This window comes from Paenibacillus sp. ALE2 (assembly GCF_054113385.1).
This window is the reverse complement of the sequence record NZ_CM134213.1, coordinates 3,068,439-3,095,358: the sequence shown is the minus strand read 5'-3', so window position 1 is coordinate 3,095,358 and position 26,920 is coordinate 3,068,439. Positions and strand designations below refer to the sequence as shown.

Annotated in this window: 22 protein-coding genes; 6 read left to right on the top strand and 16 right to left on the bottom strand. The window is 46.2% G+C overall.

Features of this window, described 5'->3' with window-relative positions; translation table 11 throughout:
* Window positions 1-143: 143 nt before the first annotated feature.
* Window positions 144-1,010, top strand: coding sequence for a helix-turn-helix domain-containing protein (locus tag ACXHJ1_RS13570; RefSeq protein WP_457904757.1), 867 nt, complete (start codon window positions 144-146; stop codon window positions 1,008-1,010).
* Between the two features lie 137 nt (window positions 1,011-1,147).
* On the opposite strand, the gene mgrA is transcribed toward ACXHJ1_RS13570, so the two are convergent.
* The 4 genes from mgrA to ACXHJ1_RS13550 all read right to left on the bottom strand — a co-directional run bounded on the left by mgrA (window position 1,148) and on the right by ACXHJ1_RS13550 (window position 4,580).
* Window positions 1,148-2,167: an L-glyceraldehyde 3-phosphate reductase gene (mgrA, locus tag ACXHJ1_RS13565; RefSeq protein WP_017426735.1), complete on the bottom strand. Its 1,020-nt coding sequence runs from the start codon at window positions 2,165-2,167 to the stop codon at window positions 1,148-1,150.
* Between the two features lie 84 nt (window positions 2,168-2,251).
* On the bottom strand, window positions 2,252-2,992 hold the full coding sequence (locus ACXHJ1_RS13560; RefSeq protein ID WP_117289402.1) for an NAD-dependent protein deacylase: 741 nt from the start codon (window positions 2,990-2,992) through the stop codon (window positions 2,252-2,254).
* The gene (locus ACXHJ1_RS13555) at window positions 2,989-3,759 is read right to left on the bottom strand and encodes an HAD family hydrolase (protein WP_107734579.1); all 771 of its coding nucleotides are present in this window, start codon (window positions 3,757-3,759) and stop codon (window positions 2,989-2,991) included. The genes ACXHJ1_RS13560 and ACXHJ1_RS13555 overlap by 4 nt, the downstream gene beginning before the upstream one ends.
* Window positions 3,760-3,773: 14 nt before the next feature.
* Window positions 3,774-4,580 (bottom strand): alpha/beta fold hydrolase, encoded by an 807-nt coding sequence (locus ACXHJ1_RS13550; RefSeq protein WP_107734578.1) that lies wholly within the window; start codon window positions 4,578-4,580, stop codon window positions 3,774-3,776.
* Between the two features lie 314 nt (window positions 4,581-4,894).
* On the opposite strand from ACXHJ1_RS13550, the gene ACXHJ1_RS13545 reads away from it, so the two are divergent.
* The 3 genes from ACXHJ1_RS13545 to ilvD all read left to right on the top strand — a co-directional run bounded on the left by ACXHJ1_RS13545 (window position 4,895) and on the right by ilvD (window position 8,381).
* A complete protein-coding gene (locus tag ACXHJ1_RS13545) occupies window positions 4,895-5,929 on the top strand; it encodes an acyltransferase family protein (protein ID WP_340865293.1) in 1,035 nt (344 codons plus the stop codon).
* A 173-nt stretch (window positions 5,930-6,102) separates the two neighbouring features.
* A complete protein-coding gene (locus tag ACXHJ1_RS13540; protein ID WP_013372595.1) occupies window positions 6,103-6,351 on the top strand; it encodes a KGG domain-containing protein in 249 nt (82 codons plus the stop codon).
* Between the two features lie 341 nt (window positions 6,352-6,692).
* Entirely contained in the window at window positions 6,693-8,381 is a 1,689-nt protein-coding gene (ilvD, locus tag ACXHJ1_RS13535; RefSeq protein WP_016819075.1) for a dihydroxy-acid dehydratase, read from the top strand.
* Window positions 8,382-8,465: 84 nt separating this feature from the next.
* On the opposite strand, the gene ACXHJ1_RS13530 is transcribed toward ilvD, so the two are convergent.
* Window positions 8,466-9,914, bottom strand: a complete 1,449-nt coding sequence (locus ACXHJ1_RS13530) for a polysaccharide deacetylase family protein (protein ID WP_457904756.1) — start codon at window positions 9,912-9,914, stop codon at window positions 8,466-8,468.
* A gap of 178 nt (window positions 9,915-10,092) precedes the next feature.
* Here ACXHJ1_RS13530 and ACXHJ1_RS13525 point away from each other — a divergent pair, with 178 nt between their 5' ends.
* A complete protein-coding gene (locus ACXHJ1_RS13525) occupies window positions 10,093-11,247 on the top strand; it encodes an AI-2E family transporter (RefSeq protein WP_016819077.1) in 1,155 nt (384 codons plus the stop codon).
* Here the strand turns inward: ACXHJ1_RS13525 and ACXHJ1_RS13520 are convergent.
* The 11 genes from ACXHJ1_RS13520 to ACXHJ1_RS13470 form a co-directional block, all read right to left on the bottom strand.
* On the bottom strand, window positions 11,235-13,010 hold the full coding sequence (locus ACXHJ1_RS13520; RefSeq protein WP_244944226.1) for a peptidoglycan D,D-transpeptidase FtsI family protein: 1,776 nt from the start codon (window positions 13,008-13,010) through the stop codon (window positions 11,235-11,237). The genes ACXHJ1_RS13525 and ACXHJ1_RS13520 overlap by 13 nt on opposite strands.
* 258 nt (window positions 13,011-13,268) lie before the next feature.
* On the bottom strand, window positions 13,269-15,518 hold the full coding sequence (locus ACXHJ1_RS13515) for a methyl-accepting chemotaxis protein (RefSeq protein WP_457904755.1): 2,250 nt from the start codon (window positions 15,516-15,518) through the stop codon (window positions 13,269-13,271).
* 224 nt (window positions 15,519-15,742) lie between these two features.
* Window positions 15,743-17,074: a peptidase U32 family protein gene (locus ACXHJ1_RS13510; RefSeq protein ID WP_013372602.1), complete on the bottom strand. Its 1,332-nt coding sequence runs from the start codon at window positions 17,072-17,074 to the stop codon at window positions 15,743-15,745.
* Between the two features lie 32 nt (window positions 17,075-17,106).
* A complete protein-coding gene (locus ACXHJ1_RS13505; RefSeq protein ID WP_016819081.1) occupies window positions 17,107-18,036 on the bottom strand; it encodes a peptidase U32 family protein in 930 nt (309 codons plus the stop codon).
* A gap of 11 nt (window positions 18,037-18,047) precedes the next feature.
* Complete coding sequence (mltG, locus tag ACXHJ1_RS13500; protein ID WP_193190004.1) at window positions 18,048-19,076, bottom strand: endolytic transglycosylase MltG; 1,029 nt, start codon at window positions 19,074-19,076, stop codon at window positions 18,048-18,050.
* A 94-nt stretch (window positions 19,077-19,170) separates the two neighbouring features.
* Window positions 19,171-19,476 (bottom strand): DUF1292 domain-containing protein, encoded by a 306-nt coding sequence (locus ACXHJ1_RS13495; RefSeq protein ID WP_457904754.1) that lies wholly within the window; start codon window positions 19,474-19,476, stop codon window positions 19,171-19,173.
* Window positions 19,473-19,775 carry a DUF1292 domain-containing protein gene (locus ACXHJ1_RS13490; RefSeq protein ID WP_013372606.1) on the bottom strand — a complete coding sequence of 101 codons (303 nt, stop codon included), beginning with the start codon at window positions 19,773-19,775 and terminating at the stop codon, window positions 19,473-19,475. Before ACXHJ1_RS13490 ends, ACXHJ1_RS13495 begins: the two co-directional genes overlap by 4 nt.
* 13 nt (window positions 19,776-19,788) lie before the next feature.
* Window positions 19,789-20,205 (bottom strand): Holliday junction resolvase RuvX, encoded by a 417-nt coding sequence (ruvX, locus tag ACXHJ1_RS13485; protein WP_016819084.1) that lies wholly within the window; start codon window positions 20,203-20,205, stop codon window positions 19,789-19,791.
* 9 nt (window positions 20,206-20,214) lie between these two features.
* Window positions 20,215-20,475, bottom strand: coding sequence for an IreB family regulatory phosphoprotein (locus ACXHJ1_RS13480; protein ID WP_007431624.1), 261 nt, complete (start codon window positions 20,473-20,475; stop codon window positions 20,215-20,217).
* A 136-nt stretch (window positions 20,476-20,611) separates the two neighbouring features.
* Entirely contained in the window at window positions 20,612-23,245 is a 2,634-nt protein-coding gene (gene alaS / locus ACXHJ1_RS13475; protein ID WP_457904753.1) for an alanine--tRNA ligase, read from the bottom strand.
* Window positions 23,246-23,595: 350 nt separating this feature from the next.
* Window positions 23,596-24,663 carry an AI-2E family transporter gene (locus ACXHJ1_RS13470; protein ID WP_107734572.1) on the bottom strand — a complete coding sequence of 356 codons (1,068 nt, stop codon included), beginning with the start codon at window positions 24,661-24,663 and terminating at the stop codon, window positions 23,596-23,598.
* A 211-nt stretch (window positions 24,664-24,874) separates the two neighbouring features.
* Here ACXHJ1_RS13470 and ACXHJ1_RS13465 point away from each other — a divergent pair, with 211 nt between their 5' ends.
* Complete coding sequence (locus ACXHJ1_RS13465) at window positions 24,875-26,848, top strand: methyl-accepting chemotaxis protein (protein WP_016819087.1); 1,974 nt, start codon at window positions 24,875-24,877, stop codon at window positions 26,846-26,848.
* Window positions 26,849-26,920 lie beyond the last annotated feature (72 nt).

The following is a 26,920-nucleotide window of genomic DNA, read 5'->3' as shown; positions in this document are numbered from 1 at the left end:
TATGATTTCAGTATAAATGAAAGCGTCACACAATGTAATGCATCCATGTGTTTAAGCTATGGATAAATGTGACTTGGACATGTACAATGTAAGTATACCGCATCCGCTAAACTATTCACAAATGCAGGAAGGATGACTCTATTTTGCAAGCGCATTCATATAGTTATGCTGTCGCCTCTAATCCGGTGTTTTATGAAAATAGCCCGCTGCATGTGCTTTTTGCAGGAGAGAGCCAGACCAAATCCGGTCATGCCGTTGGGCCGAAAATCTATGATTACTATCTGCTCCACTTTGTAGAGTCGGGCAAAGGCATCTTTCGAACAGAACAGCACACATATCAGCTTAAAAAAAACGATTTTTTCCTTATTCATCCCGGTCAGCTGGTGAGCTATACCTCTGATGAAGAGGAACCGTGGCGCTATCGTTGGTCTGCCTTTACCGGACACCATACGGAGCAGGTGGTGCAAGAGGCAGGACTGCGTGTTCATCAGCCTGTTTTCCATGCTGTTGAACAAAGTCCTATTCCCGGTTATTTGGAACAAATGCAATTGGCCTTTTACAGCAGAAAATCTAGCTCTCATCTCTCAGCCTTGGGCTACTTGTACCTAATTATGGGGGAAGCAAGTAATTACCTGAGTGACTGGACTGATCCGTCTGGGGCGGATTCGCAAATTCGACGAACAGTCAAACAAATGGTTCAATATATGTCCACTCAGTACGCACATCCCGTATCCATTGAGCAAATGTCTGAAGGGCTTGGTTATAACCGTGCATACTTATCACGAATATTCAAAAAAGAAACGGGCGTCTCCCCCGTCACCTATCTGCTTAAGCTACGGATCGACAAATCACGTCAACTGCTGCGTGAACGTCCTGAGCTGTCGGTCGAGCAAGTGGCTGCATCTGTAGGTTTAACCGATGCTTTATACTTCTCACGTCAATTCAAACGTTTCTGTGGTCAGTCTCCAACCGAGTACCGGAGCAAGGTTAAGCAGTATCCTCAGTTGTAAAGTAAGCTTTGGCAGGTTTCCCTAGCTCCCTGCCAATAACAAACAGCCCGCATCCTTCAAGCGAATGCGGGCTGTTAAGTATATATCGTATAAGAGAATGTGAAATTAGGTCAATGACTCCGAAATGCCTTTTGTCATTAGGCTGTGCCGCTGTCTTGTCCGTTCCCGGCATTTAGAATCGAATCAATCCGGTCCAGCTCCTCCTGTGAAAACTCCAGATTGGATAAGGCTTCAACATTTTCTTCGATTTGGCTTACACGGCTAGCCCCAATCAGGACAGAGGTCAGACGTTCACCGCGTAGAGCCCATGCCAGTGAGAATTGAGCCAAACTTTGTCCACGTGCAGCAGCCATCTGGTTCAAGGCGCGCACCTTGCGAAGAGTTTCAGGCGTCACATGGTTCTCATTCAGGAAAACCGATGTGCTTGCTGCACGTGAATCCTCGGGGATTCCGTTCAAATATTTATTGGTCAGCAGTCCCTGAGCCAGTGGGCAAAAGGCAATGCTGCCTATCCCGTTTTCGTCCAGTACATCTTGTAATCCATTTTCAATCCAGCGGTCAAGCAGAGAGTATCTCGGCTGATGGATCAACATCGGTGTGCCAAGCTCCTTCAAAATACGAGCTGCTTCTGCCGTTTGCTCTGCACTATAATTAGACACACCCACATACAGCGCTTTACCGGAACGTACGATATGATCCAGTGCTCCCATCGTTTCTTCCAGCGGCGTATTCGGATCGAAGCGGTGAGAGTAGAATATATCGACATAGTCCAGCCCCATTCGCTTCAGACTCTGATCCAGACTGGATATCATATACTTGCGAGATCCCCAGTCACCATATGGACCTTCCCACATATGGTAGCCTGCTTTGGTGGAGATAACCAATTCATCCCGGTACGGCTTCATATCACTGGCTAACACTTGTCCGAAAAATTCCTCAGCTGAACCCGCAGGAGGACCATAGTTATTAGCTAAATCAAAATGCGTAATGCCCAGATCAAAGGAGCGAGTAATCATGCTGCGACCATTCTCCGCGTTGTTAATCCCGCCAAAATTGTGCCACAAGCCCAGCGAAATAGCGGGCAGTTTAAGACCTGATCTCCCTGTACGGTTATATTTCATACTTTCATAACGATCTTCGCCAGCTAAATAAACCATGCTATCACAGCCTCTCTCGAAACATTGTTATGTCCATCACAACATCATCATAGCGCTTTTATCCGGGCGTTGACAAGAAAACGATTACAAGCCCAATTGATGAGCAAGTTTTTCCATAACCTTACCGATCGGTTCAGTGATTAAAAGATCCGCCTTGTGATCATATGAGGTGGGGTCTGTATTCAGCAGCACTGTATGTTTTCCGCGAAAATAAGTAATCAAGCCTGCCGCAGGATGGACTGTTAGTGACGTTCCTCCAATTAACAGCAGATCTGCTTGAGAAATGGCCTGAATGGATTGCATAAGGGTATCTTGATTCAACTCTTCCTCATATAAAACGACATCCGGTTTAATCATTCCTCCATCTAACGGACATTTAGGTACAATCTCGGAACTGTTCATCACTTCATTTAGACCGTAAAAGCGGCCGCATTCCATACAGTAGTTGCGATGTATCGAGCCGTGAAGCTCCATTACATTCATACTCCCTGCAGCCTGGTGTAATCCGTCAATATTTTGCGTCACAACCGCTTTAAGACGGCCTTGCTTTTCCAAAGACGCGAGGAAATGATGACAGCCGTTCGGCTTCGCATCGGGATGCAGCATTTTGCTGCGATAGAAACCGAAGAATACTTCAGGATGCTTCACAAAAAAAGAGCGGCTAAGCATAACCTCGGGAGAATAAGGTAATTTTTCCTCGCTCTGATACAAGCCTGCTGCTGAACGAAAATCTGGAATACCACTTTCCGTCGATGTCCCTGCTCCGCCGAAAAAAACAATATTATGCGATTGCTGTATCCAATCCGCCAACGTATTAACTTTCATGCTCTACGCACCTCCAGCTCTTTATATCCACGAACCACCTTATCCGCATCCAGCAAATGACCGGAACGCTCCGGTTCCGGCGCAAATCCAATGGCTAGCCGTACTCCGGCACGCTTGCCCATCTGCATATCCCCATTACTGTCTCCGATCACTACCACGTCCGCTGGCGACAGCCCTAGTAACGCGCAAGCTGTTTCAGCCATTTCCGGGTCAGGCTTGCCGTATGTAACCCTATCATGTCCGATGATCTCGTCAAAATAGGATGTCAGCCCCATCCACTCCAAATGCTCTTGTGCAGCCTCTGTACTGTCAGAGGTCACAACCGCCAGCTTCAATCCGGCAAGGCGACTTTGCTCCAATAAGGTCCGCAACCCCGGAAACACCTTCGCTGCCCGATGTCGGCGGACGTCAGCCATCGCTGTTTTATTAAATTCGCGGACAAGCCGCACAGCTTCATTCCACGGAACACCGGCAGTATAAAGCTGCCAAGCCAGCACACCTGTACTTTCATCCACCGTCCCCATTGCCAGCGGACCAGAAGGATCGTAACCGATCACACGCCCCTCCTGATCGTGAACAGTGCCTAGAATGTTGCCTTTCTCCATCGTAAAACCGGCTCCCGCCACGACAAGATGCTGCTCCATCATATCCAGTATAGAACGAGCCCAAGGGCCCCACAACTGAATAAAATCCAGTAGTGTGCCATCTTTATCGAATAAGATGCCACGGCATGAGTATCGCTTCCCCTGCACGATCAGCTCAGACATGCATCACACCTCCTTTACGGGTTCTTAGGAGCTGAATCTACACTCTCTTTCATCCAGTCCTGTAAAGCCGTTACCGTCTGATTCCATTGCTCAACGGCGCTAATTTTCGCAGGGTTATCCCCTTTCTGGGCACCGTAACTGCCAAATTGGGCATGGTTCCCCCCTTCGACTGTAAAATACAGCGTGTTGGCAGGTAAATAAGTTCTCCCACTTTGGACATTTTTCATCTGGATGACTCCATCATCACTTCCTAGTAGAGAAATCACTGGCAGATTTTTATCCTTTAAATTACCCTTGTTATCCGGGTAGGAAGCAAGGAAAAATACACCTTTAACCTGATCAGGATGTGCAGCTGCATATCGGGCCGCCATCACACCACCTAACGAATGTCCTCCAATAACAAAGGCTTCCTTCGGGTACGCCTTTAGCACTTCATTCGCCAAATCCGGTGAGATCAATGCAAGGTTCAGTGGCATTTTTACAATGATCACATGGTGACCCTTTTCTGCCAGACGGCGTGCCAAGGGCGCATAGCTTTCGGGTTTAACCAACGCTCCTGGGTACAAAATGACTCCTGATCCACTTCCTTCGGTAGGCTCAAAACTTAACCAATGCTCTTGCTCATCTACTTTCACAGTATCTGCTATTTCGGCTAATGCAGCAGCAGCCGTCTCGTCAGGCTGATAAGGCGTAAATACCTTCCATGCTCCCCAACCCGCAATTAGCACAATGACAATTAGGATGCCTAAAAGAATTTTCCATATTTTCCGAGATCCGCGTGTTCCATAGGAGTTGTATGATCTTCTTGTTCTTCTTCTCATCGTATAAGTTCCTTTCGACTTTCGTACCTCGTGATTCGTAACTTGAATCTAAATGGTGTCGCTGTATTTGTTAGCATAACTATAACCTTGTTAGGGTAACATCGTTGCCTGTACAGGGTCAAATTAGCACACGTTTCCAGACATAAGCCCATCTTTATTCCGTGTTCAAGCTTTCGCCACATAAAAAGGACATGATAACGCTTACTATTGTGAATAAAATCACAATGTTACAATCCAGAGTATCGTACCTTGTTCCTTGTAAAGAATTATTTTTTAAATAGTTTAGTCGGCAGAAGCCGTTCGGAGGGAAACACATGACGACAAGCCATGATGTACAAGGGGAAAGCTTTTTTCTCAATTTGCGATTTCTGTTGATTATATGCGTATTTGCAGGAAACGCCCTGGAGCCATTAGTCGGTTCACTTCATCTTGCCCAACAATGGTTCAGCTGGATATTCATGTTTCATATGCCGTTGTTTGTTCTCGTTACAGGCTACTTTGCCAAAACCACTTTAACGGGTCTCGCAGGACAAAAGGTTCTGCTTCAGATCGGTATGCAATATCTGATTTTCCAATCCCTTTATTCAATTTTGGATGTCGTAATCTTTCACGTTCCCCATATCCATCATTCTTTTTTTGCTCCTTATCTGCTGCTTTGGTTCCTTGCCAGCCACATCTGCTGGAGACTGCTGTTGCTATCTTTCCAGAAAATACCACCAGTCTTCCAACTGGGTATATCCGTGCTGCTGGGTATCCTTGTCGGATATCTCCCCGTAGACGGTATATGGCTAAGCGTATGCAGAACCTTTGTTTATTTGCCTTACTTTGTAGCAGGTTATCATTTGAATTATGCCGACGTTCGACGCTTCTTCACAACACCTGTCCGTATAATCGCCGGTATTGTATCTCTTTTACTTATGGTACTGGCTGGAACGTCGTATTTTGGCATCCCGGCAGGCTGGCTATATGGCAACATGACTTATGGTGAACTGGGCCATACCGAATGGTACGCAGGGATTTACCGTATCGGCATTTATGGAGTTCAATGGATAGCATCTATGGCGTTTCTAAGCTTTGTTCCAGCCGTCACAGGACGTATAACCGAGATGGGACGACGTACATTATATGTCTTTTTGCTGCATGGCTTAATCGTCCGTTCCGTTGTTGCAAAGGGGGTCTACGAGTATATAGATACTCCTGTGGAAGTCATGTTGATTCTAGTGTGCGCCACAGGTCTGTGCTGTCTGTTGACCATGCCTTGGGTTCGAACTGCAACACGGCCTCTGATTGAGCCACAGGTAGAGTGGATGTTGAAGCCCGCTCCTTATCTTTTTAGACGGTCTGCGTAACTTTTTATCCATTTATATTTCACAATCAGCACGCGACAACCCACTTACAGACGAGAATGGAAGTGGGTTTCCCCCTCTTTACTTCGCGCATAGTGCCTGTTTCATACAGGCAAGATGTGGTAAGTAAATGATACGCGCAACAAAAAACAACTTTTAATAAGGAGTGATTTGTAATGGCACGTAATCAAAATCAGGGTAAAATGAGTCGCGAAGAAGCAGGCCGTATGGGTGGGGAAGCTACCTCCAAGAAGCACAATAAGGAATTTTATCAGGAGATTGGCAAGAAAGGCGGACAAGCAACCGCAAACTCACATGATAAAGAGTTTTATCAGGAAATCGGCAAAAAGGGCGGCGATGCTACAGCTGAGTCGCATGACAAAAATTTCTATAGAGACATCGGTCGTAAAGGTGGCAGAAATTAAAATATAGTTTTATATTCCACCCCCCTTTAACATAAAAACAAGTCTGAGCCCTTCCGTTTATTACGGAATGGGCTTTTCCTATTTATCCGATAGGCTAATATATCAGGATATCAGAGTTTTGAAGAATCCAATTCAAATCCTTACAGATGCAATATATAGATAAATAAAACTGTTCCTATCTATATATTGTTGCTTACAGAACACTTCTATACTTTTTTCAAAATCCTCATATATGTAGAAATATGCGCACAACTATGATAGACTCTTTAGAAAACATCTGCGCTATTACGGCGTTCATTGAACGCCATACCATTTTTATACTTTGGGGGGAAACCAGCATCATGACAGCTAAGACGAAAATGCGTTCCGATATGATTAAAAAAGGCTTTGACCGCGCTCCTCACCGCAGCTTGCTGCGCGCAGCGGGCGTCAAAGAAGAAGATTTTGACAAACCGTTTATTGCGGTATGCAACTCGTATATTGACATCGTACCGGGCCACGTCCATTTGCAGGAATTTGGCAAAATTGTCAAGCAGGCCATTCGTGAAGCAGGCGGTGTACCTTTCGAATTTAACACTATTGGTGTAGATGACGGCATTGCCATGGGACACATCGGTATGCGTTATTCTCTGCCAAGTCGTGAAATTATTGCAGACTCTCTGGAAACTGTCGTTTCCGCTCACTGGTTTGACGGCATGGTATGTATTCCTAACTGCGATAAAATTACCCCTGGCATGATGATGGGGGCATTGCGTGTTAACATTCCGACTATTTTCGTCAGCGGCGGTCCTATGAAAGCTGGTAAAGATAAGAACGGACGCTCTATTTCCCTGACTTCCGTCTTCGAAGGTGTAGGTGCATTCCAGGCTGGCAAAATCGATGATCAAAGTTTGCTTGAGCTAGAACAATACGGCTGTCCAACTTGCGGCTCCTGTTCAGGAATGTTCACAGCGAATTCTATGAACTGTCTCGCAGAAGCGATGGGACTGGCTATGCCAGGTAATGGCACCATCCTCGCCGTAGCAGAAGAACGCAAAGAATTCGTCAAACAATCTGCGCGCCAATTGATGGAATTGATTAAGCTTGATCTCAAACCACGTGATATCGTGACGAAAGAAGCCATTGATAATGCATTTGCACTGGATATGGCAATGGGTGGTTCTACGAATACCGTATTGCATACATTGGCACTTGCCCATGAAGCTGAGGTTGACTACCCTATCGAACGCATCAATGAAGTCGCGAACCGTGTACCTCATTTGTCCAAATTGGCACCTGCTTCCGACTATCACATTGAGGATGTTCATAATGCAGGTGGCGTAAGCGCAGTGCTGAATGAGCTATTGAAGAAACCGGGCGCATTGCATGGTGACTGTATTACTGTAACTGGGAAAACCCTTCGTGAAAACGTAGAGGGTCAAGAAATTTTGGACACTAACGTCATCCACAAATTGGACAACCCTTATTCCGAGCGCGGCGGTCTAGCTGTATTATTCGGCAATTTGGCACCACAAGGCTCCATTATTAAAGTCGGTGCGGTTGATCCTTCTGTTGGCGGTTATCACAAAGGCCCTGCCATCTGCTTTGATTCACAGGAAGATGCACTGGCTGGCATCGCTAACGGTAAAATTGCCGAAGGACATGTTGTTGTTATTCGTTATGAAGGTCCTAAGGGCGGACCTGGTATGCCTGAAATGCTCGCTCCGACTTCACAAATCGTGGGCATGGGGCTTGGTGCCAAGGTTGGTCTGATTACAGACGGACGATTCTCAGGTGCTTCCCGTGGTATCTCCATCGGTCATATTTCCCCCGAAGCAGCAGAAGGCGGACCTATCGCTTTTGTTGAGGACGGCGATATCATTGAGCTAGACCTGAACAATCGTAAGATTGAGCTTCACATTACGGACGAAGAATTCGACCGTCGTCGTGCCAATTGGAAAGGCTTCGAGCCGAAAGTAAAGACAGGCTACCTGGCCCGTTATTCCAAGCTGGTGACGAACGCAAGTAACGGCGGAATTATGAAAATCTAAGTGCTTTGCCAATATAGATTATTATATGAACTACTAAAAAGCCACTCGACCCCTACAAAGGATCGAGTGGCTTTTTTTATTAGGTCAACTGCTTGATCCTGTATCCGCTGTTTGTGAAGCCCTAATCGAAGCATACATAGGCTCACCTTCTTCTATCATTTCACTGTTGAGTGTATGAACAACATCCCTTTGATCAGTTGGATCAAAAGCCTGGTCTGCCCGGTGCGAATCCCCCGGTTGGAAACGATCAAACAAGGTATCAATGGGCATCACGATTAGTTTCGGTATCATGACCTCTTTTTTTTCATTCAATTGTTCTGAACCCGAAGGATGGATAATACGAAATAACAGCTTTAAATATACAGTAGATGCATGCTTAAACAGTCCTTGGGGAAGCTCCCGAACTTGAAAGCCTAATTTTTCAGGTCCTCGATGAATCATACTTACTGCATAGATCGCCTTTACACCCTTCATACCAGAATCATGTACAACCCGTTGAGTAAGATCAGGCAGTTGCCTTTTCACAACTCGAATCAATTGAATCGCTAGATGTACCAAGGACTTTGCCGACGATCCCAATTGAAACAACATTTTATTGTCAAAATGAAGCTCAATTATGGGATCCCCTTTTTCCAGCCACCTACCATTCTCCATGTTAATATTGGGTCCATGATAGATACGGCGACGATAATAAAAGATCGTGTTATCCTTGCTAACAGGACGAAGGCGGAACAAGGCGTGAAAAAGGCGCTCGTATTGTAGCCATCCGAATACCATCGTTCTTTTCATCCAATCTGTACTGGACAAGCAGGAGACAGTGGAATGATAGCCAGATTGACGGCAAAACAATGTATCCACGCGGACGCTGCGTAATTGCCGTTCCTGGGCGACCCTCAATAGCTTTTCTAGCGCAATGAGCATATTCTGTGGCGCTTCTGCGTCTGCCCCCAAGGTCGTACCACAGTCATGGAGCAGCATCACCTCGCCACCCCTCAGCTTTTTGAGCATTCTTTCTGCTAATTGTTTCGCTCCAATGCTGGCCTTCCAGTCACCAAACATAGAGGACCATAATACGATTCGACGACCATTGTTTTTGGAAATATCAAAAAAGTTCACAATCCCCCAAGGTGGACGATAAAAGGTCGTTCCTTCGCCAGTTACTCGACGAATGACTGACTCTGTCTGGGCAATTTGTCTTCTAACAGTAACAGGCCGCATAAGCCAATTCGATTTGTGCACATAATTGTGAATACCGATCAGATGACCTTCATCATGCATGCGCTTCAGAAGCTCAGGGTGTTTTTCGGCATTCAACCCTACAACAAAAAAAGTAGCCTTGGCATCAAAACGCTTGAGTAAATCGAGCAACTGTGGTGTATAGACTGGATCAGGACCATCATCAAAGGTTAGCGCATATTCTTGGTCACTTTTGCCACGCCTAAACACCCGGAAACCAAATATACGACTCACCAGCGCCGGAATAAAAGCATAAAAAGTTGAAATGTAAAACATCCATAACAGCAAAGTCTGCACGTTTTATCCCCACTTTTCTATTCTGAACTTCCAAGCAGGCCTCCTGAGGAAAACTCACTTACTTATATGTTATCACAATGATGTAAGCATGCCGAGATTTTGCCATTGCTACTGGTCAGCATTGAGATTCAATTTAGTGTACAATAAATAAAAATCTTAAAGGAGTCGTTGTATACATATGCTTCCATTGTACAAAAAATATTGGCGTACTGTTTTTGATATCGGTCTGATCGTATTAACCGTGTATTTAATTATGTTCGTATCCAGCAAGCTGTATCAGCTAGCAGCACCTGTGTTCCTTTCATTCGTCGTGTTTTGGTGCATTGAACCTGCTGCCCGTTATTTTCATCGCAAAGGCATGAAAAAACCCTTCGCCTCCGCACTCTCCGTATTGCTGTTTATCATCTTATTAATGGCTATTTTTTTCGGATTGGGCCTGATCCTGGTTACTCAATTTACAAAAGTCGCGCAAAACCTCCCACATTATACCCAGATTATCCAAACGGAATTCACGCGGATTCTTCATCTTTCTCAAGATAAAATTGCTGCCTTGCCTCCGGGTGTTACCGAACGTGTGAATGATTATTTTGCGACTGCTACCACCATTGCTACGAAATGGGCACAGCTAGGGTTATCTTTTTTCATTCAATTTCTCAGCTCTTTCACTGTTTTTATGGGCAACTTTGCGGTTGCCATCATTTTAGCGTTCTTTTTGAGTATGGAAATTAATCTCTGGAAAGGAATTGCCCGCAGTAAAACACCGAAGACACTAAAAACGGCGTACCTTTTTCTAAAAAATCATGTACTTAAAGCCATTTCCGCCTTTCTCAAGGCTCAAGCCTTACTGGTAGGAATTACCTTTGTGCTCGTATTTATAGGTTTACTCATTTTGCAAGTAGATAATGCCCTATCGTTGGCGCTCGTAGCAGCTTTGTTTGATATTCTGCCGTTGTTGGGTGTACCTGTTATCTTTATTCCGTGGGCAGTGTATTTGTTCATCACGGGGAATACCGGCTTGGCTGTAGGCTTGCTTATTGTCATGGCTGTCACCGTGATTGTGCGCCAGTTGGCGGAGCCCAAAATTACTGGTAATTCTATCGGCGTCTCATCTGCCTATCTAATGCTTTCCTTTGCCATTATATCGTTATCCATCTTCGGATTGGCCGGATTAATCCTATCCCCCATTCTGATCATTTTGCTCAAGGAATTGTGGCAGCAAGGTTATTTGCAGCAATGGATTCGGTTTCCGACTGAGGAATTTGACGAGCCTCCTTTTATCGTCAAAATTCAGGAGGAAGAGCGTGAAGCTACTCGCAGGACTCAAGAGGATTGAGCTAGCAGATCCATGACTTGGCCGAACAGTGCTGTGGCCTGATTTGCAGCATGCGTTGAAGCATTTTGCACAAGAACGGCAACCGCATAACGTGGCCGCTCTATCGGACCGTAACCAATAAACCACTGGTGATTTATGGGGCGACCGTTTTTTAAAGCTTGGGCCGTACCCGATTTACCGGCCAGCTTCCAGGTTTTGTTACGCAAGGAGGCACCTGTACCGTGTGTCACAACTTGTTCCATTGCTTCACGAAGCGTATGAGCCGTGGATGTGCGAATCGAGCGGCTGCCTTGGGGTAAAGGAGCAGCGTGAGCAGGTAGCTCCAGCAAGGTGCTTCCGTCTGCGTAGCTGACGCGTTTTACGATGCGCGGTGCATGTACTTGACCATCGTGCAGCAAGGTGACGATGAGGTTAGCTGCTTGGAGAGGCGTCACCAGCACATCACGCTGGCCGATAGCTGTCTGCACACGTACGCCTGGATCAGATGCATTTGTATGGGAGCCGAATACGGCTCCCTTTTCTTCGTGATCCATCGGTCTGAATTGAGGTAGTCCTGCCAGATCCCGGTCCTGCCAGCCCACGGTTCGACTCAATCCTAGTGCAGAGGCTGCGGCCTGAATTTGCTCGGCGTTAAGCCGTTCGCCGAGATGGGCGAACACACTATTACAGGATACGGCAAGCCCTTCCTCCAGGTTCAGGGTTCCGTGTCCTTCTTTTTTCCAGCATGACAAGCCGTACTTGCCATAGGCTCCATGACAATGAAATTGCTCCTGCGGTTGAACCACACCTGATTCAAGTGCAGCCGCAGCCGTAACCAACTTAAAAATAGAACCAGGCGTTACTGCTTTGAGAGCACGATTAGACCAGTCTGTTTTCTGCTGCGGATCAACATGAGCGGGATTATAGAAAGGACGAGACACCATCGCCATCACATCCGCGTTGCCTGCATCAAGCACAACGACTGCTCCTTCTGCCAAGTGGTTAGATTCTGTCAGCTTCTCAATCTGTTCCTGCAACGGGAGATCAATTGTAGTCTGCACCTGTAATGGATAGTGACTATTGGATGGAGCACTGACACGAAGCGGGACATGAGTCAATGGACGACGTTGGGCATCTACAAACCGAGAGACGAATGTCTCACCAACGCCGCTTAGCAGCGGCTCTAGCGTTCTTTCCAGGCCAGCTGCCCCCATCGGTAGTTCACTTGCTCGTTCACCACGTTCATACATAAAACCAAGCCATTGTCTGCCATTGGGCAAGTCCCTATAACGTTGCGCATACGGTACAAGCTCTATGAGCGAAGGGGCTAACTTCAGCAGTCTGCCCGCTTCATTCGGATGGATTTGTACAGGCTCTCCACGTCCATCCCTCCATATGAGCGGAGATTGCAGCCCCTTCCATTGCGTCAACAGTTGCCCTTTACTCGTATGCAATAACTTGGCCAGCTCCTGTCCATGCGAAGCTGCTCGGCCATCTACATCGGGAAAAAGCACTGGCGTCCATACGACTCCTCCAGTCAAGGGCTGCCCGTGTCGGTCCGTAAACTGTCCACGCCCAGTATCAATAGCGATTCCTTCCTGTCGCTGACGTACTGACATTTCTTTAAGCGAATGCCCCCCATAAAGTGACAAATGAATACCCGCTGTTCCCTGAATCCAAGCCAGTCGGAAACATAAAATCAGTAGCGATACCATGATCCCCAGGGCTATATATGCAATTCGACGGTGACGAATGAAACTGCTATGACGCCTAGACACATCCATCCTCCTTTCATCATTTTTCCAGTAGTATGTCCGGTGATGGAAAAAGAAAACCCACTCAACATGTAATGTTGAATGGGTTACCGAATTTATTGGATATCTAGTGATGAATATGGGCTACAACCTAAAATTTCATCTAACGAATAATATACCGTTATAAAAATAGTAATGGCTAGAACCACCCAGGCCCACTTTGTGTTTGTATTCATAATCTGCTTTCCTTCTTAAGAGATTTCCCTGATAACCTTGATTTTACAACACCTACACTGTAAACCTTGAAAGCTGTTCTTTCAAATTCACTGAAACTCCTTCCAGCTTATCAGACAAGCCTACCAGCTGATTACCGATATTGGCCTGCTCATTACTGAGAGAAGCGACTTCCTGCGAAGTAGCAGAGGATTGCTCGGCTACCGCACTAACATTGGTCATTGCCTCAGACAAAGTAGTCTGCGATTCACTCAGATGATGAATGGAGGCGGTGACTGTTCCCAACCGAAGCGCGAACTCGCCCATTTGCTGCTGCACCGATTGGAAAATGTCCGTCGTTTCTCGTACGGCTCCCATCTGCTCCCGGAACAGCGGGTACACTTCAGATAACGCTTGCACCGTTTCATTCATCTCATTGACGATATTATTCGTAATCCCTGTAGCTGTACGAATGGCTTGACGTGATTGTTCTGCCAACTGACGGACCTCATTTGCAACCACCATAAAACCACGCCCGGCTGTCCCTGCTCGTGCCGCTTCAATCGTCGCATTCAGGGATAGAATGTTCGTTTGTTTAGCAATATCCTGCAATACGTCCAGCACCTTAAAGACATCGGAAGTTGTCTTCTTCAGTTCATCTACTTTGCCTACCAAAGCATGCGTAGTTTCTTCCGTAACTTTAGTCTTGCTCAATAGATTTTTCAGCTGAATTGTCCCTTTTTCACTGGACTGTTCAACTTCTTGTGCGACCAGACTCATTTCATAATTAGAAGTCATAACCGTATCCATTTTCTGGGATATATTCCCCGTTAATCCGCTACCACGTTCCGCCTCTGTTGCTAAACTGGTGGCACCATGAGCAATCTCTTCCGTCGCAGCTGCAATTTCTTTGGCTGAAACGGCTGTCTTCTTCGAGGCATCACTCAGTTCCGTCGCTGTATTCAGTACCTCCTGTGCTGATGCATTCGTCTGTTCTACCAGCAGTGTAATTTGCTCCATCATTGTATCAAAGCTAGCGGACAACTGCCCAATTTCATCCTGAGCCTTATAGTTCGTTCGGATTTGCAAGTTGCCTTTGGCGCCTTCAATCATTAAATCCTTCAGGTGTGTCAGTGGACGAGCCACGAGGCGCACGATCCATAGGCCGATGAACAATGCAATGAGTGCAGCCACCGCAGCAAATACCCATGTCGTAGTTAGAATCCCCTTAGCGTCTCTCACCAGCTCAGATACAGGTACTACACCCACGAGAATCCATTTGGAAGTTCCCAGTGTATTATGAACTGTAAGCACACTTTGCTCTTTGCCATCTGCTACCTGCTCCATAATTTGATTTCCTTCGATCCCTTCAAGCTTGGAAACGTAATCCAGCTTTGTCTTTCCTCCGGCCAAGCTCTCATTGTTAGAACCTACAAACTCCCCCTTGTCTGTCACTAAGCTAATCATACTGCCTGAGCCCAAATTAACACCTTTTAACTCGTCCTCTACCGCACTAGCCTTTAAATCCATAACCAGAACATAAGTCCCTCCCAACCCGGACATGCTGTTCATGGATCGTGCCAGACGAAAGGTCTTGCTGCCATTGTCATTCACCTGCGTAGGTAGCCAAACCATTCCCTTGTTTTTCAAAATATCCTTAAACCATGCTTCCTGCCGTACATCCTTTTGTGTTCCGGTACCCATTGCAGCTAAACTGGTTTCTTCCGGGTACAAATACAATGAATCTATCGCTTTATTTGTAAAAGCAATATTGGTTAATTTCTTGTTTACTTCTCCCATAGCAACAAAAGATGCAAAGGGATTTTTATCTTGCTTTACAGCCTTTTGCAACTGATCACTTAATTCAGTATCGAAAAATACCTGTGTCGATGTGTCTTGAAAGCGCTCTAAAATAATATCAAGCTTTTCCGAAGTTTGCTGAACCGTTTGCTGATACGCTGTAGCTGCATTTTGCTCAATCGTGCTTTTAGCTCTGTAGTACGAGAGCATTCCCAAGCTGACCACAAATAACATAATGGCCGCAAAAAAGATCAGAAACAACTTCATCCCAACCGAACGGATCGGATTATAGTTTTTGACTAAATGCATAAAATCCTTACTGTATCTTTCAGGCTTAAGTAAACGCTTTAAATTGTTTGTGCATTTACGTAAGACCTCAGGTACCCAGGGAGTCCCCTTCGAAGACATCACAACCGTCTCCTCCCCTTTATCCGTTGTTACTTTACTTCCTTTTAAACCTTTCATTTGATCCTTTTTCTTGGGTTGCCTTTTTGCTGTATTCCCCTCTTTTTTCCGAAAACCCATTCCTCTCACCTACCACTATATAATTAGTTTCTTGTTCCACGTCATCCATTATGTATCTATTATCTATATAGTCTCTATCGGAACTATTCGACAAGGAATGTAGCTTTCCTTTGAGTACCCACTAAATTTTGTGAAACTTTTTTCCTAGAAAACTATTCAAAAAAAAGCCTCTCCAACCGATAGGAGAGGCTTTTGAATCTTTTAACTTGTGACTTAAGACTTATTTACTTCTTTTTACGCATCATATCAAAATATGATACAGGCTGATCTACCTTCATTTTGATTCGTTGAAGCGGATGACGTGCAGCATCTAATTCGTTGCCTTCCTCATCCCAGATCGTTCCGACCGTTTGCTTGAAAAAGGTTCCGTTCGGACCGAAAAATTCAATTTCATGACCTGGTTTAAAATGGTTGCGTTGTTGAATCGTTGCGATGCCACTTGCAGCATCGTAGTCCATGACCAGTCCGGCAAAATCATAAGGGACCGCTTTTTCTTCCGGCTCATAAATATGATCCTCATGATCCGGTGTATCATAGAAGAATCCAGTATTTAACGGACGATTGGCTGCCTTGTTAATTTCTTCAATCCATTCTGGTTTGAGTACATAATTTTCCGGATCAGCCATATAGGAATCAATCGCTTGACGGTAGACATTCACGACCGTAGCCACATAGTGGATGGACTTCATACGTCCCTCCACTTTAAAGCTGTCTACACCCACATCAATCAGATCAGGAATATTTTCAATCATACACAGATCCTTGGAACCCATAGAAAAAGCATTATCGCTCTCTTCAAACAATGGAAGCTGGTTAACGCCAAGCTGGAACTGTTTTAGTACATTGTTGTCCTGTGCCTCTTCCTCAGATATCCAAACCTCACCTGGACGGGCATCCTCAAACAAATCATATTTCCAGCGGCAAGACTGACAACATCCTCCACGATTAGAATCTCGGTCTGTAAAATGATTGGATAACACACAGCGACCGGAAAATGAAGAGCACATTGCACCGTGGACAAAAGCTTCGATTTCGATGTCCACATGCTTTTTAATTTCTTCGATTTCCTCCAAGCTGGTTTCACGTCCGAGTACCACACGCGGCAGTCCCTCGTCTTTCCAGAACTTTACCGCTTGCCAATTCAGCGTGGACTGCTGTGTGCTCAAATGCACTTCCAATCCGGGAACTGCCCGCAATGCCACGGATACAATAGCCGGATCAGCGACGATAACAGCATGAATTCCTACTTCATACAGATTGCGCAAGTATTCCTCAATTCCGGCAATATCTTCATTGTGAGCATAGATATTAGTCGCCACAAGCACCTTAGCACCGTACTTGTTGGCGAATTCCACACCTTCACGCATTTCTTCAAAACTGAAATTATCGGCGTTAGAACGCAGACCGTATTTTTGCCCACCTATATATACAGCATCCGCGCCATAGTGAACGGCAAACTTCAGCTTTTCTAGATTTCCGGCAGGAGCCAACAACTCCGGCTTATCCAAACGATTTCGTTTACCTGTATATTTTCTCGTTTTGGTGATCGTTCCCATGACGTTCCCCCCTCTGTAATTTCATTTTGTAATTAATAAACCTGCTCTTTGTAGAAAAATCCGAAGGAAAGTTCCCGTTCAGGGTCTTGAAGGCGGCGAACCTCATCCAGCCAGCTTTCATCATAAACATAAGCATCCGGGTCGGCTGTATAACTGTCTATAGCTTTACGGTAAGCACGGACAACTGCCTCATTGTAAGCGGTAGGTTTCAACAAGCCCTCGATCTTAAAGCTGTGCACGCCCGCCTCCATCAGAATATGCAGATCCTCCATGATACAAAAATCATCCGAACTCATAATATGTGTCCCGTTGATATCTTCGTAAATGGGGAACTTCTCTTCCTTCCGCTCTGCTTCAATCAGAAACAAGCCACGCCCTCTACCGAGATCACCTTCTACCGTGCGACCTTGGTGCAGCATATAGCTTTGAACAAGCTTACGCTTGGAGTGATAAATATTGGTCATTCCATGTACCTGAACCTGTGCTTCTATGTTCAACTTTGGAATCATTTCCGTAATTTCATCCATACTGAGCTCACGAGCCAAGATGACACGTGACGCCCCTTTTTCACCCCAGTAGTTGGCGGTTGCGAAGTTGGTAGAAATCATCTCTCCGTTCCAGAAGAGTTTCAGATGAGGGGCATATTCCTTCACAGCCATGAGCACTGCTGGATCATTAAACTCAATGGCGTCTACGCCGCATCCAGCTATGGTCTGCACATATTCGGGAAGAAGTGGCAATAGCTCATTCGTCATCAAATTCGTCATAGATACATATACCTGCGCTGCATGCTTCCGTGCCTCTTCCACAACCTCACGGATTTGGTCCGGGGTAAAATGTCCTGGCAGTCGCATGCCAAAGCGGTCATCTCCAATCAGCAATGCAGTTGCTCCAGCCTCCAGCATATGGCGGGCATCCTCCGGAGAGCTGGCAGTTGCCAGCAGTTCGGGTTTGTAAGCCATAGGCTCACCTCCTAATTTGTCTTACGGTTACTTATCTGAATGTTATGCAAATGTTCTTTATATGTTTTGGCAAATAAATGTTTATGTGTCCCATCTTTTTTGGTCACATAAAATAAATAATCTGTAGATTTTGGCTGTAGAGCCGCCACCACTGATTTCAGACTGGGACTTGCAATCGGTCCTGGCGGAAGTCCCTGATGCATATACGTATTATAAGGACTTTCTACAGCCAAATCCTTGTAATACAGTCGTTCCTTTTGCTTGTCCAGCATATATTGAACTGTAGCATCAATTTCCAGCTTTTTATCCTGTTGAAGACGGTTATAAATAACGCCAGCTACGACAGGCCGCTCATCGTCTACAACTACCTCGCGCTCTACCAGAGAAGCAACTGTCAGCAGCTGATGCAGTGTTTCACCCCGTTGCTGCAACCCGGCATCCAAGTCAGAAATGGTATCCAGACGTTTTTGCGTCTGCTCCAGCATCGTCTGAATGATATCCTTGGTTGTGCTTCCTTTTTTCAGTTCATAGGTTTCCGGGAAAAGATAGCCTTCCAGCGCATAGCGAAGCCCCGTCTGCTTTGGTATGTCCCGCACCAGCGTGACGTCAAAAGCGGACGGATCGTTGGCCAGCTGCAAAAATTGCTGCCGGTCCGCCAGTCCTTCCTTTTGCAGTTTATCTGCCATCTGTCTAATCGTAAAACCCTCCGGGATTGTAAAACGAATCATTTCCTCTTTGACTACGTCCCCAGCCGATAGCTTGGCAATCAACTGATCAAAGGTTGCGCCAGGCTGCGCTTCATATTTTCCAGCCTGAAATGCGTTTCCTTGCTGTTTGAATTTTACATAAGCCTTAAACACGAGCGCATTACGTATAAGTCCCTTTTGCTCCAGCGTATCTGCAATAGCCGATGTTCCCGTACCCCTTACCACCGTAAAAGCAACGGGTTGTGTTTTGGGCTGAACAGGCTGCATGGCATTCCATATATAGAAGATTGCACCTCCTGCTATACAAACAAGCACGAGAAGCAATGTAAGCATCCTTGTCCTTCGCTTCACATCCACCCAACTCCTTCACAGCCAAAAAGGGCGGACTGGTCCGCCCTTTCAGGTTTGATCTCCTCGTTATCCAGACTTACAGCTCTTCCGGCAACGTACATTCGTCGTACAGCTCAGAAATATCTTCCCACTCATCATCATCTTCAATGGTGGTGATGGAGATTTCGCCGTCTGTGGATGAGCTTACATGATATAATTCATGTTCGCCAGCAGCAGCGCCAGGTCTACGCAATACGGCGTACAGTTGCTCACCTACCTTGAACTCTGCTTCCAACTCCATGCGTAACGCATGACCCTGTTCATCCTGCAACTCTACGTCACCATCAAAAGCTTCTTTCAAATCAGAGGTCCAGCTCAGGTCTTCACGTGAATAGCTCGTCATTTCCCGTCTTCCTCTTCTTCTTCCTCTACAAATGTATTAAAGGTCTCTTCGACGATTTCCCATTCGGCATCGTCTTGGATCACAAACAATTTAATATCATCGCCTTCTTCCTCGTAGCGGAAGGCGTACACATCGGACTCATCAGCTTCAGGGTCCACTGGCGCAACCATCATGTACTTTGCTTCGGAACCATCTACCTCAAACTTCATAATGACCTCGAACTCTTCCTCGTTGCCCTCGTCATCGGCAATATAAATAATTTCCGGCTCTTCTTCCATACCCAATTGATTTTCAGCCATTACGAAATCCCCCTCACCTTGTACTGTGTGCGTCCAAATAATTTTGCAAGATCAGGCTTGCGGCCAGTTTATCTACCACCTGCTTGCGTTTTTTGCGGCTGACGTCGGCCTCCAGAAGCGCACGCTCTGCCGAACGCGTCGTCAGCCGTTCATCCCAAAGGTGAACGGGTAAACCCAGTAACTCCTTGAGCCGGTTCGCAAACTCAATGCAAATCTCACCGCGTGGACCCACGGTTCCGTTCATATTTTTCGGCAAGCCTACAACAACCTCGCCAATTTCATGTTCACGAACCAAATTTGCAATTTTACCGAACTCGCTGTCGTCACCGCGTCGTTCTATGACTTCCAATCCTTGGGCGGTCCAGCCGAAGGCATCACTTACGGCGACCCCAATTCGGCGATCCCCGTAATCCAATCCCATTACTTTCATGCCTGTCTCCTAACGATGCTTAGCGAGATAGAAACGAACCAGCTCTTCAATCAATTCATCGCGTTCTTTTTTGCGCACCAGGCTTCTAGCATTATTATGCCGTGGCACATAAGCCGGATCACCGGATAGCAAATACCCGACGATTTGATTGATCGGATTGTATTCTTTTTCTACCAACGCATCATATACGGTCAACAAAATCTCCTGAGCAGAAGCTTCCTTCTCATCCGCCTTGACATTAAATTTGACCGTTTTGTCCATGGAATCCATTGTTGACACCTCGCTTCCACAAAACATGTGTACATGTTTATGCCAGCTTATTCTTTTATATCATACCATAAGCAAAGCCCTTCAAGGAAATGTCTAAGTCCGTTTTTTTCCAAAAATCCGCAAAAATTATCGAACTTTATCCTTGTGAGGCTGCTGACACCAATTCATGTGCACGTTGAAGTGCTTCGTCCAGCTTGCTCGCATCCTTACCCCCGGCTTGCGCCATGTCAGGTCGTCCGCCGCCACCGCCGCCGCATACGGCCGCAATTTCTTTCACGAGCTTACCTGCATGAAGTCCTGCCTTGGTATGCTCAGCTGGGACAGCAACGACAAAATTAACTTTGTCGTCCATTGCAGCGCCTAGCACCAGCACAGCTGCAGGAAGCTTACTTTTCAGCTCATCAGCAATTGCACGCAGCGCATCCATGCTGGAGGCCTGCACGCGTGCAGCCAACAACTGCACTCCGCCAGCTTGCACAACCTGATCAGTCAGTTGACCCGCCTCAATAGCGCTCAGCTTGCTTTGCAGTGATTCATTTTCACGACTGAGGTCTTTGATCTGTTGCTGCAAAGATTCGATGCGTTTTGGCACCTCGGACAGCTTGGATTTAACCAGCCCAGCCGACACCTTCAACAGCTCTAATTGACCTTCCATGTACTCAAAACCAAAACGTCCGGTCACTGCTTCAATACGACGTACACCTGATCCGATGCCGCTCTCGCTAACAAGCTTGAACAAGCCAATTTGCGAAGTATTGCTGACATGACATCCTCCGCACAGCTCGATGCTGTAATCGCCAACCTTAACGACCCGTACAATATCACCATATTTCTCACCAAACAACGCCATCGCTCCAAGCGCCTTGGCTTCGTCAATCGGTTTCAGTTCAATAGTCACATCCAGTTGGCTCCAGATGGCACGGTTAACCCGCAGTTCAATATCTGCCAGCTCTTCTGGGGTAATGCTACCAAAATGGGAGAAGTCAAAACGCAGACGCCCAGGTTCTACCAAGGAACCCGCCTGATTGACATGGTCACCCAGTACTTCTTTAAGCGCTTTGTGAAGCAAATGCGTAGCCGTATGATTCTTCTCAATTTCTCCACGTGAAGCCTGATCTACTTCAGCTTTTACCGTGTCGCCTACGTTTAGCTCACCGGCTTCTACAACGACCTGATGCACATGCTGACCTTGCGGCGCCTTGAACAGCCCTTCAACCTTCGAGGTTACCGTTCCACCACGCAGTAAGCCATGGTCACTGACTTGTCCGCCGCTTTCGGCATAAAAAGGAGTCACATCCAGCACGACCTGACAGGACTGCCCTTCACTAACACTCTCCACCAGCATATCATTATATACAATTGCCACAATTTTGGACTCAGTTATGAGGTCATTATATCCAACAAATTCACTTTTAACCGCCAGATCGGACAAAGCTCCGCCCTGAATCTTCATGCTGGCATTGTCTTGGTGAGCGTCACGCGCACGTTGACGCTGTTCCTGCATCGCTTCATCAAAACCTTCACGATCAACTTTCAAGCCCTGCTCGTCCGCATAATCCTCTGTGAGATCAAATGGGAACCCATACGTATCATACAGCTTGAAAGCATCTGCTCCGCTAATGACATTGCGGCCTTCGGCCTTTGCCTGAGCACTGATATCAGCCAAAATAGCTAATCCGTCTGTCAATGTTTCATGGAAACGCTCTTCTTCTGTTTTAATCACCTTGATGATGAAATCACGCTTGTCCACGACTTCAGGATAGTACACGCCCATGATGTCCCCAACGGTTTCCACTAGTTCAAACATAAATGGTCGGTTCATGCCCAACATCTTTCCATAGCGAACAGCCCGGCGCAGCAAACGGCGAATGACGTAACCCCGTCCTTCGTTGGAAGGAAGTACACCGTCACCAATCGCGAAAGTCACGGTACGAACATGGTCAGCAATGACCTTGAGAGCCACATCACTGTCCACATTGTCGTTATATTTAACTCCTGCCATGGCAGCCGTTTTCTGGATTAGTGGCTGGAAGATATCCGTATCAAAATTGGAATCGACATTTTGCAAAATGGATGCAAAACGTTCCAAACCAGCTCCTGTATCTATATTTTTATTGGGAAGCGGCGTGTAGCTGCCATCTTTGTTATGGTTAAATTGTGAGAATACGAGGTTCCACACTTCCAGATAACGCTCATTTTCTCCCCCTGGATACATTTCAGGGTCTGTCATGTCGTTGCCGTAGGCTTCGCCACGATCATAAAAAATTTCCGTACAAGGTCCGCAAGGGCCTTCACCGATATCCCAGAAATTGTCTTCCAGTTTGATGATACGTTCAGCCGGAAGTCCAATTTTTTCATTCCACAGCTTATACGCTTCTTCATCCTCAGGATATACCGTTACAGCCAGACGTTCTGGATCAAAGCCAATCCATTTCGGGTCTGTCAGAAACTCCCATGCCCATGTGATGACTTCTTCCTTGAAATAGTCGCCAATAGAAAAGTTCCCAAGCATTTCGAAAAACGTATGATGACGACGCGTTTTACCGACATTTTCAATGTCGTTCGTACGAATACATTTTTGCGAATTGGCGATACGTGGATTTTCTGGTTTTACGCGTCCGTCAAAATAAGGCTTAAGCGGCGCCATACCCGCATTAATCCATAGCAGGGAAGGATCTTTGTGTGGAACAAGCGGTGCGCTTGGTTCAATCACATGTCCCTTACTTTCAAAAAACTCCAGCCATTTGGAGCGGATTTCACTAGCTTTCATATAAGTAGCCTCCTAATTATGGTGTCACTGGTTTCTGGCACAGGCCATAAAAAATAGAAAAACGCCCCTGAACGGATCAGGGACGATTGTATCGCGGTACCACCCTGGTTATCGCCGTCCCCTCTGTACGAAATGCCACATGTGCAAGCGCACACCAACATCTGCTTAACGGACGATCGATCGCCTTGTTTTCACTGGTAACGGGAGCATCCCGGCGGGTTCAGCCCGCACTCCGAAATGAGCTTTCCCTACTGGATAAACACATTTAAACATACTCAATTCAGTATATCCGTGTCATTTAGCCGTGTCAACGCGATTTCAGACAGCATGCATCCGGGATATAGACGAAATTAGATTGTTTTTCGCTTCACGTAATATGCAAAAAAATGCTGAAGCCCTACCTTCAAAACAGCCATCACTGGAACTGCCAAGATCAAGCCAGCAATTCCCGCAATTTCCCCACCCACTAGCAGAGCGAAAATAATGGCTAACGGATGCAGATGCAGCGTTCGCCCTACCACCTGAGGGGATATTACATTACTTTCCAGAACTTGAATACAGGAATTAACGACTACCACTAAAAGCACCATTTTTAAAGAAACCGTAGAAGCCATAATTACTGCCGGGGCAGCGCCCAAAAAGGGGCCCAAATATGGAACAATATTAAAAAGAGCCACAACTCCGGCCAGCAACAGCGCATAAGGCATGCCAATCAGCATATATCCAATATACGCCATTACGCCAATAATGACGCACACCAGCAATTGGCCCCTGACATAGTTGCCAAGCGCCTGATCAATTTCCTTAAGCACCGATACAATCGCCTTACGACGAGAACGCGGGAGATAAGAAACAATCGTCCGTTCAAACACGTCAAAATCCTTTAAAATATAAAAAATGAGAAAAGGTACGATGAACACATTAAACAACATGTTGATCATCCCACCGATGTTGTCCATAAAGGTAGAAATCCCAGTAGCCATCCGATTCTCCAGTTGGAAAAACCATTGATTCATCCCCGTACGCACCCCTTGGGGTAAAATACTGCTGTCCATATTCGTCATTAGTCCCTGTGCATGCATGGTCAGCTCTGGCAGATGCTCATTCAGTTCATCCAGTTGTTCAATGAACATCGGAATCAGATTCATCAGGATCACAATAAGACTGGCCAAAAACACAGCGTAAATAAGCAGTACAGCTACACTACGAGGCACCTTTCGACCGCCCAGCATACTCACTACAGGATTAAGTACATAGGAGATGATCATCGCTACCGCAAACGGAGCAATGATTGTTTTCAGAAATTCATACAAATGAAAAAACAAAGGTCTCAGCAGCCAGATAAAATATAGAATGACAAGTCCCAGCAGCGTCCATATGCCGTACCGGAACAGTCTACTTTTCGTTAATTGGTCCATTTTGTGCCCCCTTACCGGACTAGCCTCCTTTAAGTATATGCCTGTACCTGTACTTTAATCCTTCCCGCCAGTCTGAGATGTCCCATTAATAACCATTGTGAAAAATTGATGAAAATGGATGAAAACAATAAACAAAGTCATTCGATCTGACGATATAAGTACAAAGCACTATCCTAAGCTTTCACATTTCTGAAACATCGGGGGTCGTTACATGAACTTAAAAATGAAGCTTATTCTCCTTTTCACTTGCATTGTAATCGTTGCAGCTGGGCCTTTGTCCGTCATTAGCATGACAAGTGTTAAAAATCAGGCCAATCATGATATCCAAGAGCTTATGAACAGCAAAGCTTCCGAAACCGTCAATCAGCTCGACGGATGGACAGGCGGCAAAGCTGAAATTATTGAAACATTAGCTGCGAGTCTGGAATCCAGCGATATTTCATCAGATGCCAAAATAGCATCTCTGAAAGCAGCTTTCCAAAACTATAAGGATCAAAATATTTCCAACATTTATGCAGGGTATGAAGATGGATCTTACTGGGATGGATCTGGCTGGTTTGAAGAGGGTTACGATCCTCGCGCTCGTCCGTGGTACAAGGACGCCAAAACCAAGGGAGAAATGTACTATTCCTCACCTTATACTGATGCAGGCAGCAATGACTTCACCATTTCCATTGCTAAACCTCTCAAGGATGCCAACGGCTCGATCACCGGGGTAGTCAGCGAGGATATTATGCTCAACGATATGACAAAAATGATTAAAGGCATAGACTTGAACGGATTGGGCTACGCATTTCTGATTGACCAAAAGGGAGTCGTAATCGCGCATCCAGACAACAAGCTGGCTGGCAAAAACCTCAAGGAAACCCCCGAGTTAGGATCATCGACCGCGACCCTGCTCAGCACAGCTTCGGGAAAAACAGACTATAGCTACAATGGCAGTGACCGTCAGCTTTATTTTAAAAGAATGCCTAGCACAGGCTGGATTGTAGGCCTGTCTATTTCTAAAGATATTGCTTTTCAGGAATATTACTCTACTCGTAATCAGTTGATTATTACTGTTGCTATCATTTTAGTCGTTGCTATGCTGCTGGCGATCTGGGCGGCAAACAACTTTATCAAGCCGATTCGCAGACTCCAAACAAATGTCAAACGGATAGCTGAAGGCGATATGACCGCTCGTGTGGATATTAAGGGTAAAGATGAAATTGCCAGTCTGGGGACAGATTTTAACCTCATGTCAGACAATCTCTCTCACCTGTTGCGCAAGGTATCAGATACAGCTAGCGATGTCAGTTCTGCTTCCCATGATATGCACCAACACGCCAAAGATACTGGAACCATTGCGTCACAAATCTCCAGTGCAGTTCAGGAGCTAGCGCAAGGAGCCAGCGACCAAGCCGAGGCGGTATATTCCGGTTCTGAGAAGCTGACACACATGACAGGCTCCATCAACCAGATTGGCGAAAGTGTCAAACGGACCCAAACTGCTGTATTCGAAACAGATTCTGCTGTGCTGGCCGGCTATGAAACTGCAGAGCGTCAAGCGAAGCTGGCAGCCGAATCCAGACAAACGACCACCGCGGCAGGAGAAGCGGTAGATTCGCTCACGCTGAAAACCCAGGATATTGGGCGGCTGGCCGGGGCCATCCACGATATCGCCGCACAAACAAACCTACTGGCCCTCAATGCATCCATTGAAGCGGCACGGGCCGGGGAACACGGACGAGGTTTTGCCGTCGTCGCGGGAGAAGTGAGAAAGCTGGCCGAACAAGCAGGTAGCTCCAGTGACAGTATCATGAGTAAGCTGGAAGAAATTAAAATTGCGGGAGTACAAAGCGCGGAAGAAATGAAGAAGGCTCTTGCTGTAACTGTAGAGCAGGAGCATGCTGCCATTGCAACGAGACAGGCGTTTGAATCCATACGTGGCGCTTCTCAGCACATGCTTGCCCAAATTGAAGATGTTTCTGCTGCAGCAGATCATCTGCGTGTAAATGCCGGACATATTTCTGATGTCATCTCCAGCGTTGTCGCTGTTTCTGAGCAAAGTGCAGCATCTACCGAGGAAGTAGCTTCCTCAGTACAAGAACAAGGTCATGCTATGAACAATATTGCCGACCTTTCTGCCAAACTTGATTCTCATGCAGATCTTTTATTGGAAGAGGTCAAACGATTTAAATTGTAAAACTAGCCATCTTCACAAGAAAGGATATACAAAAGAGGGTGCCCCCAGGCCAATAGCCGTTCGGGACACCCT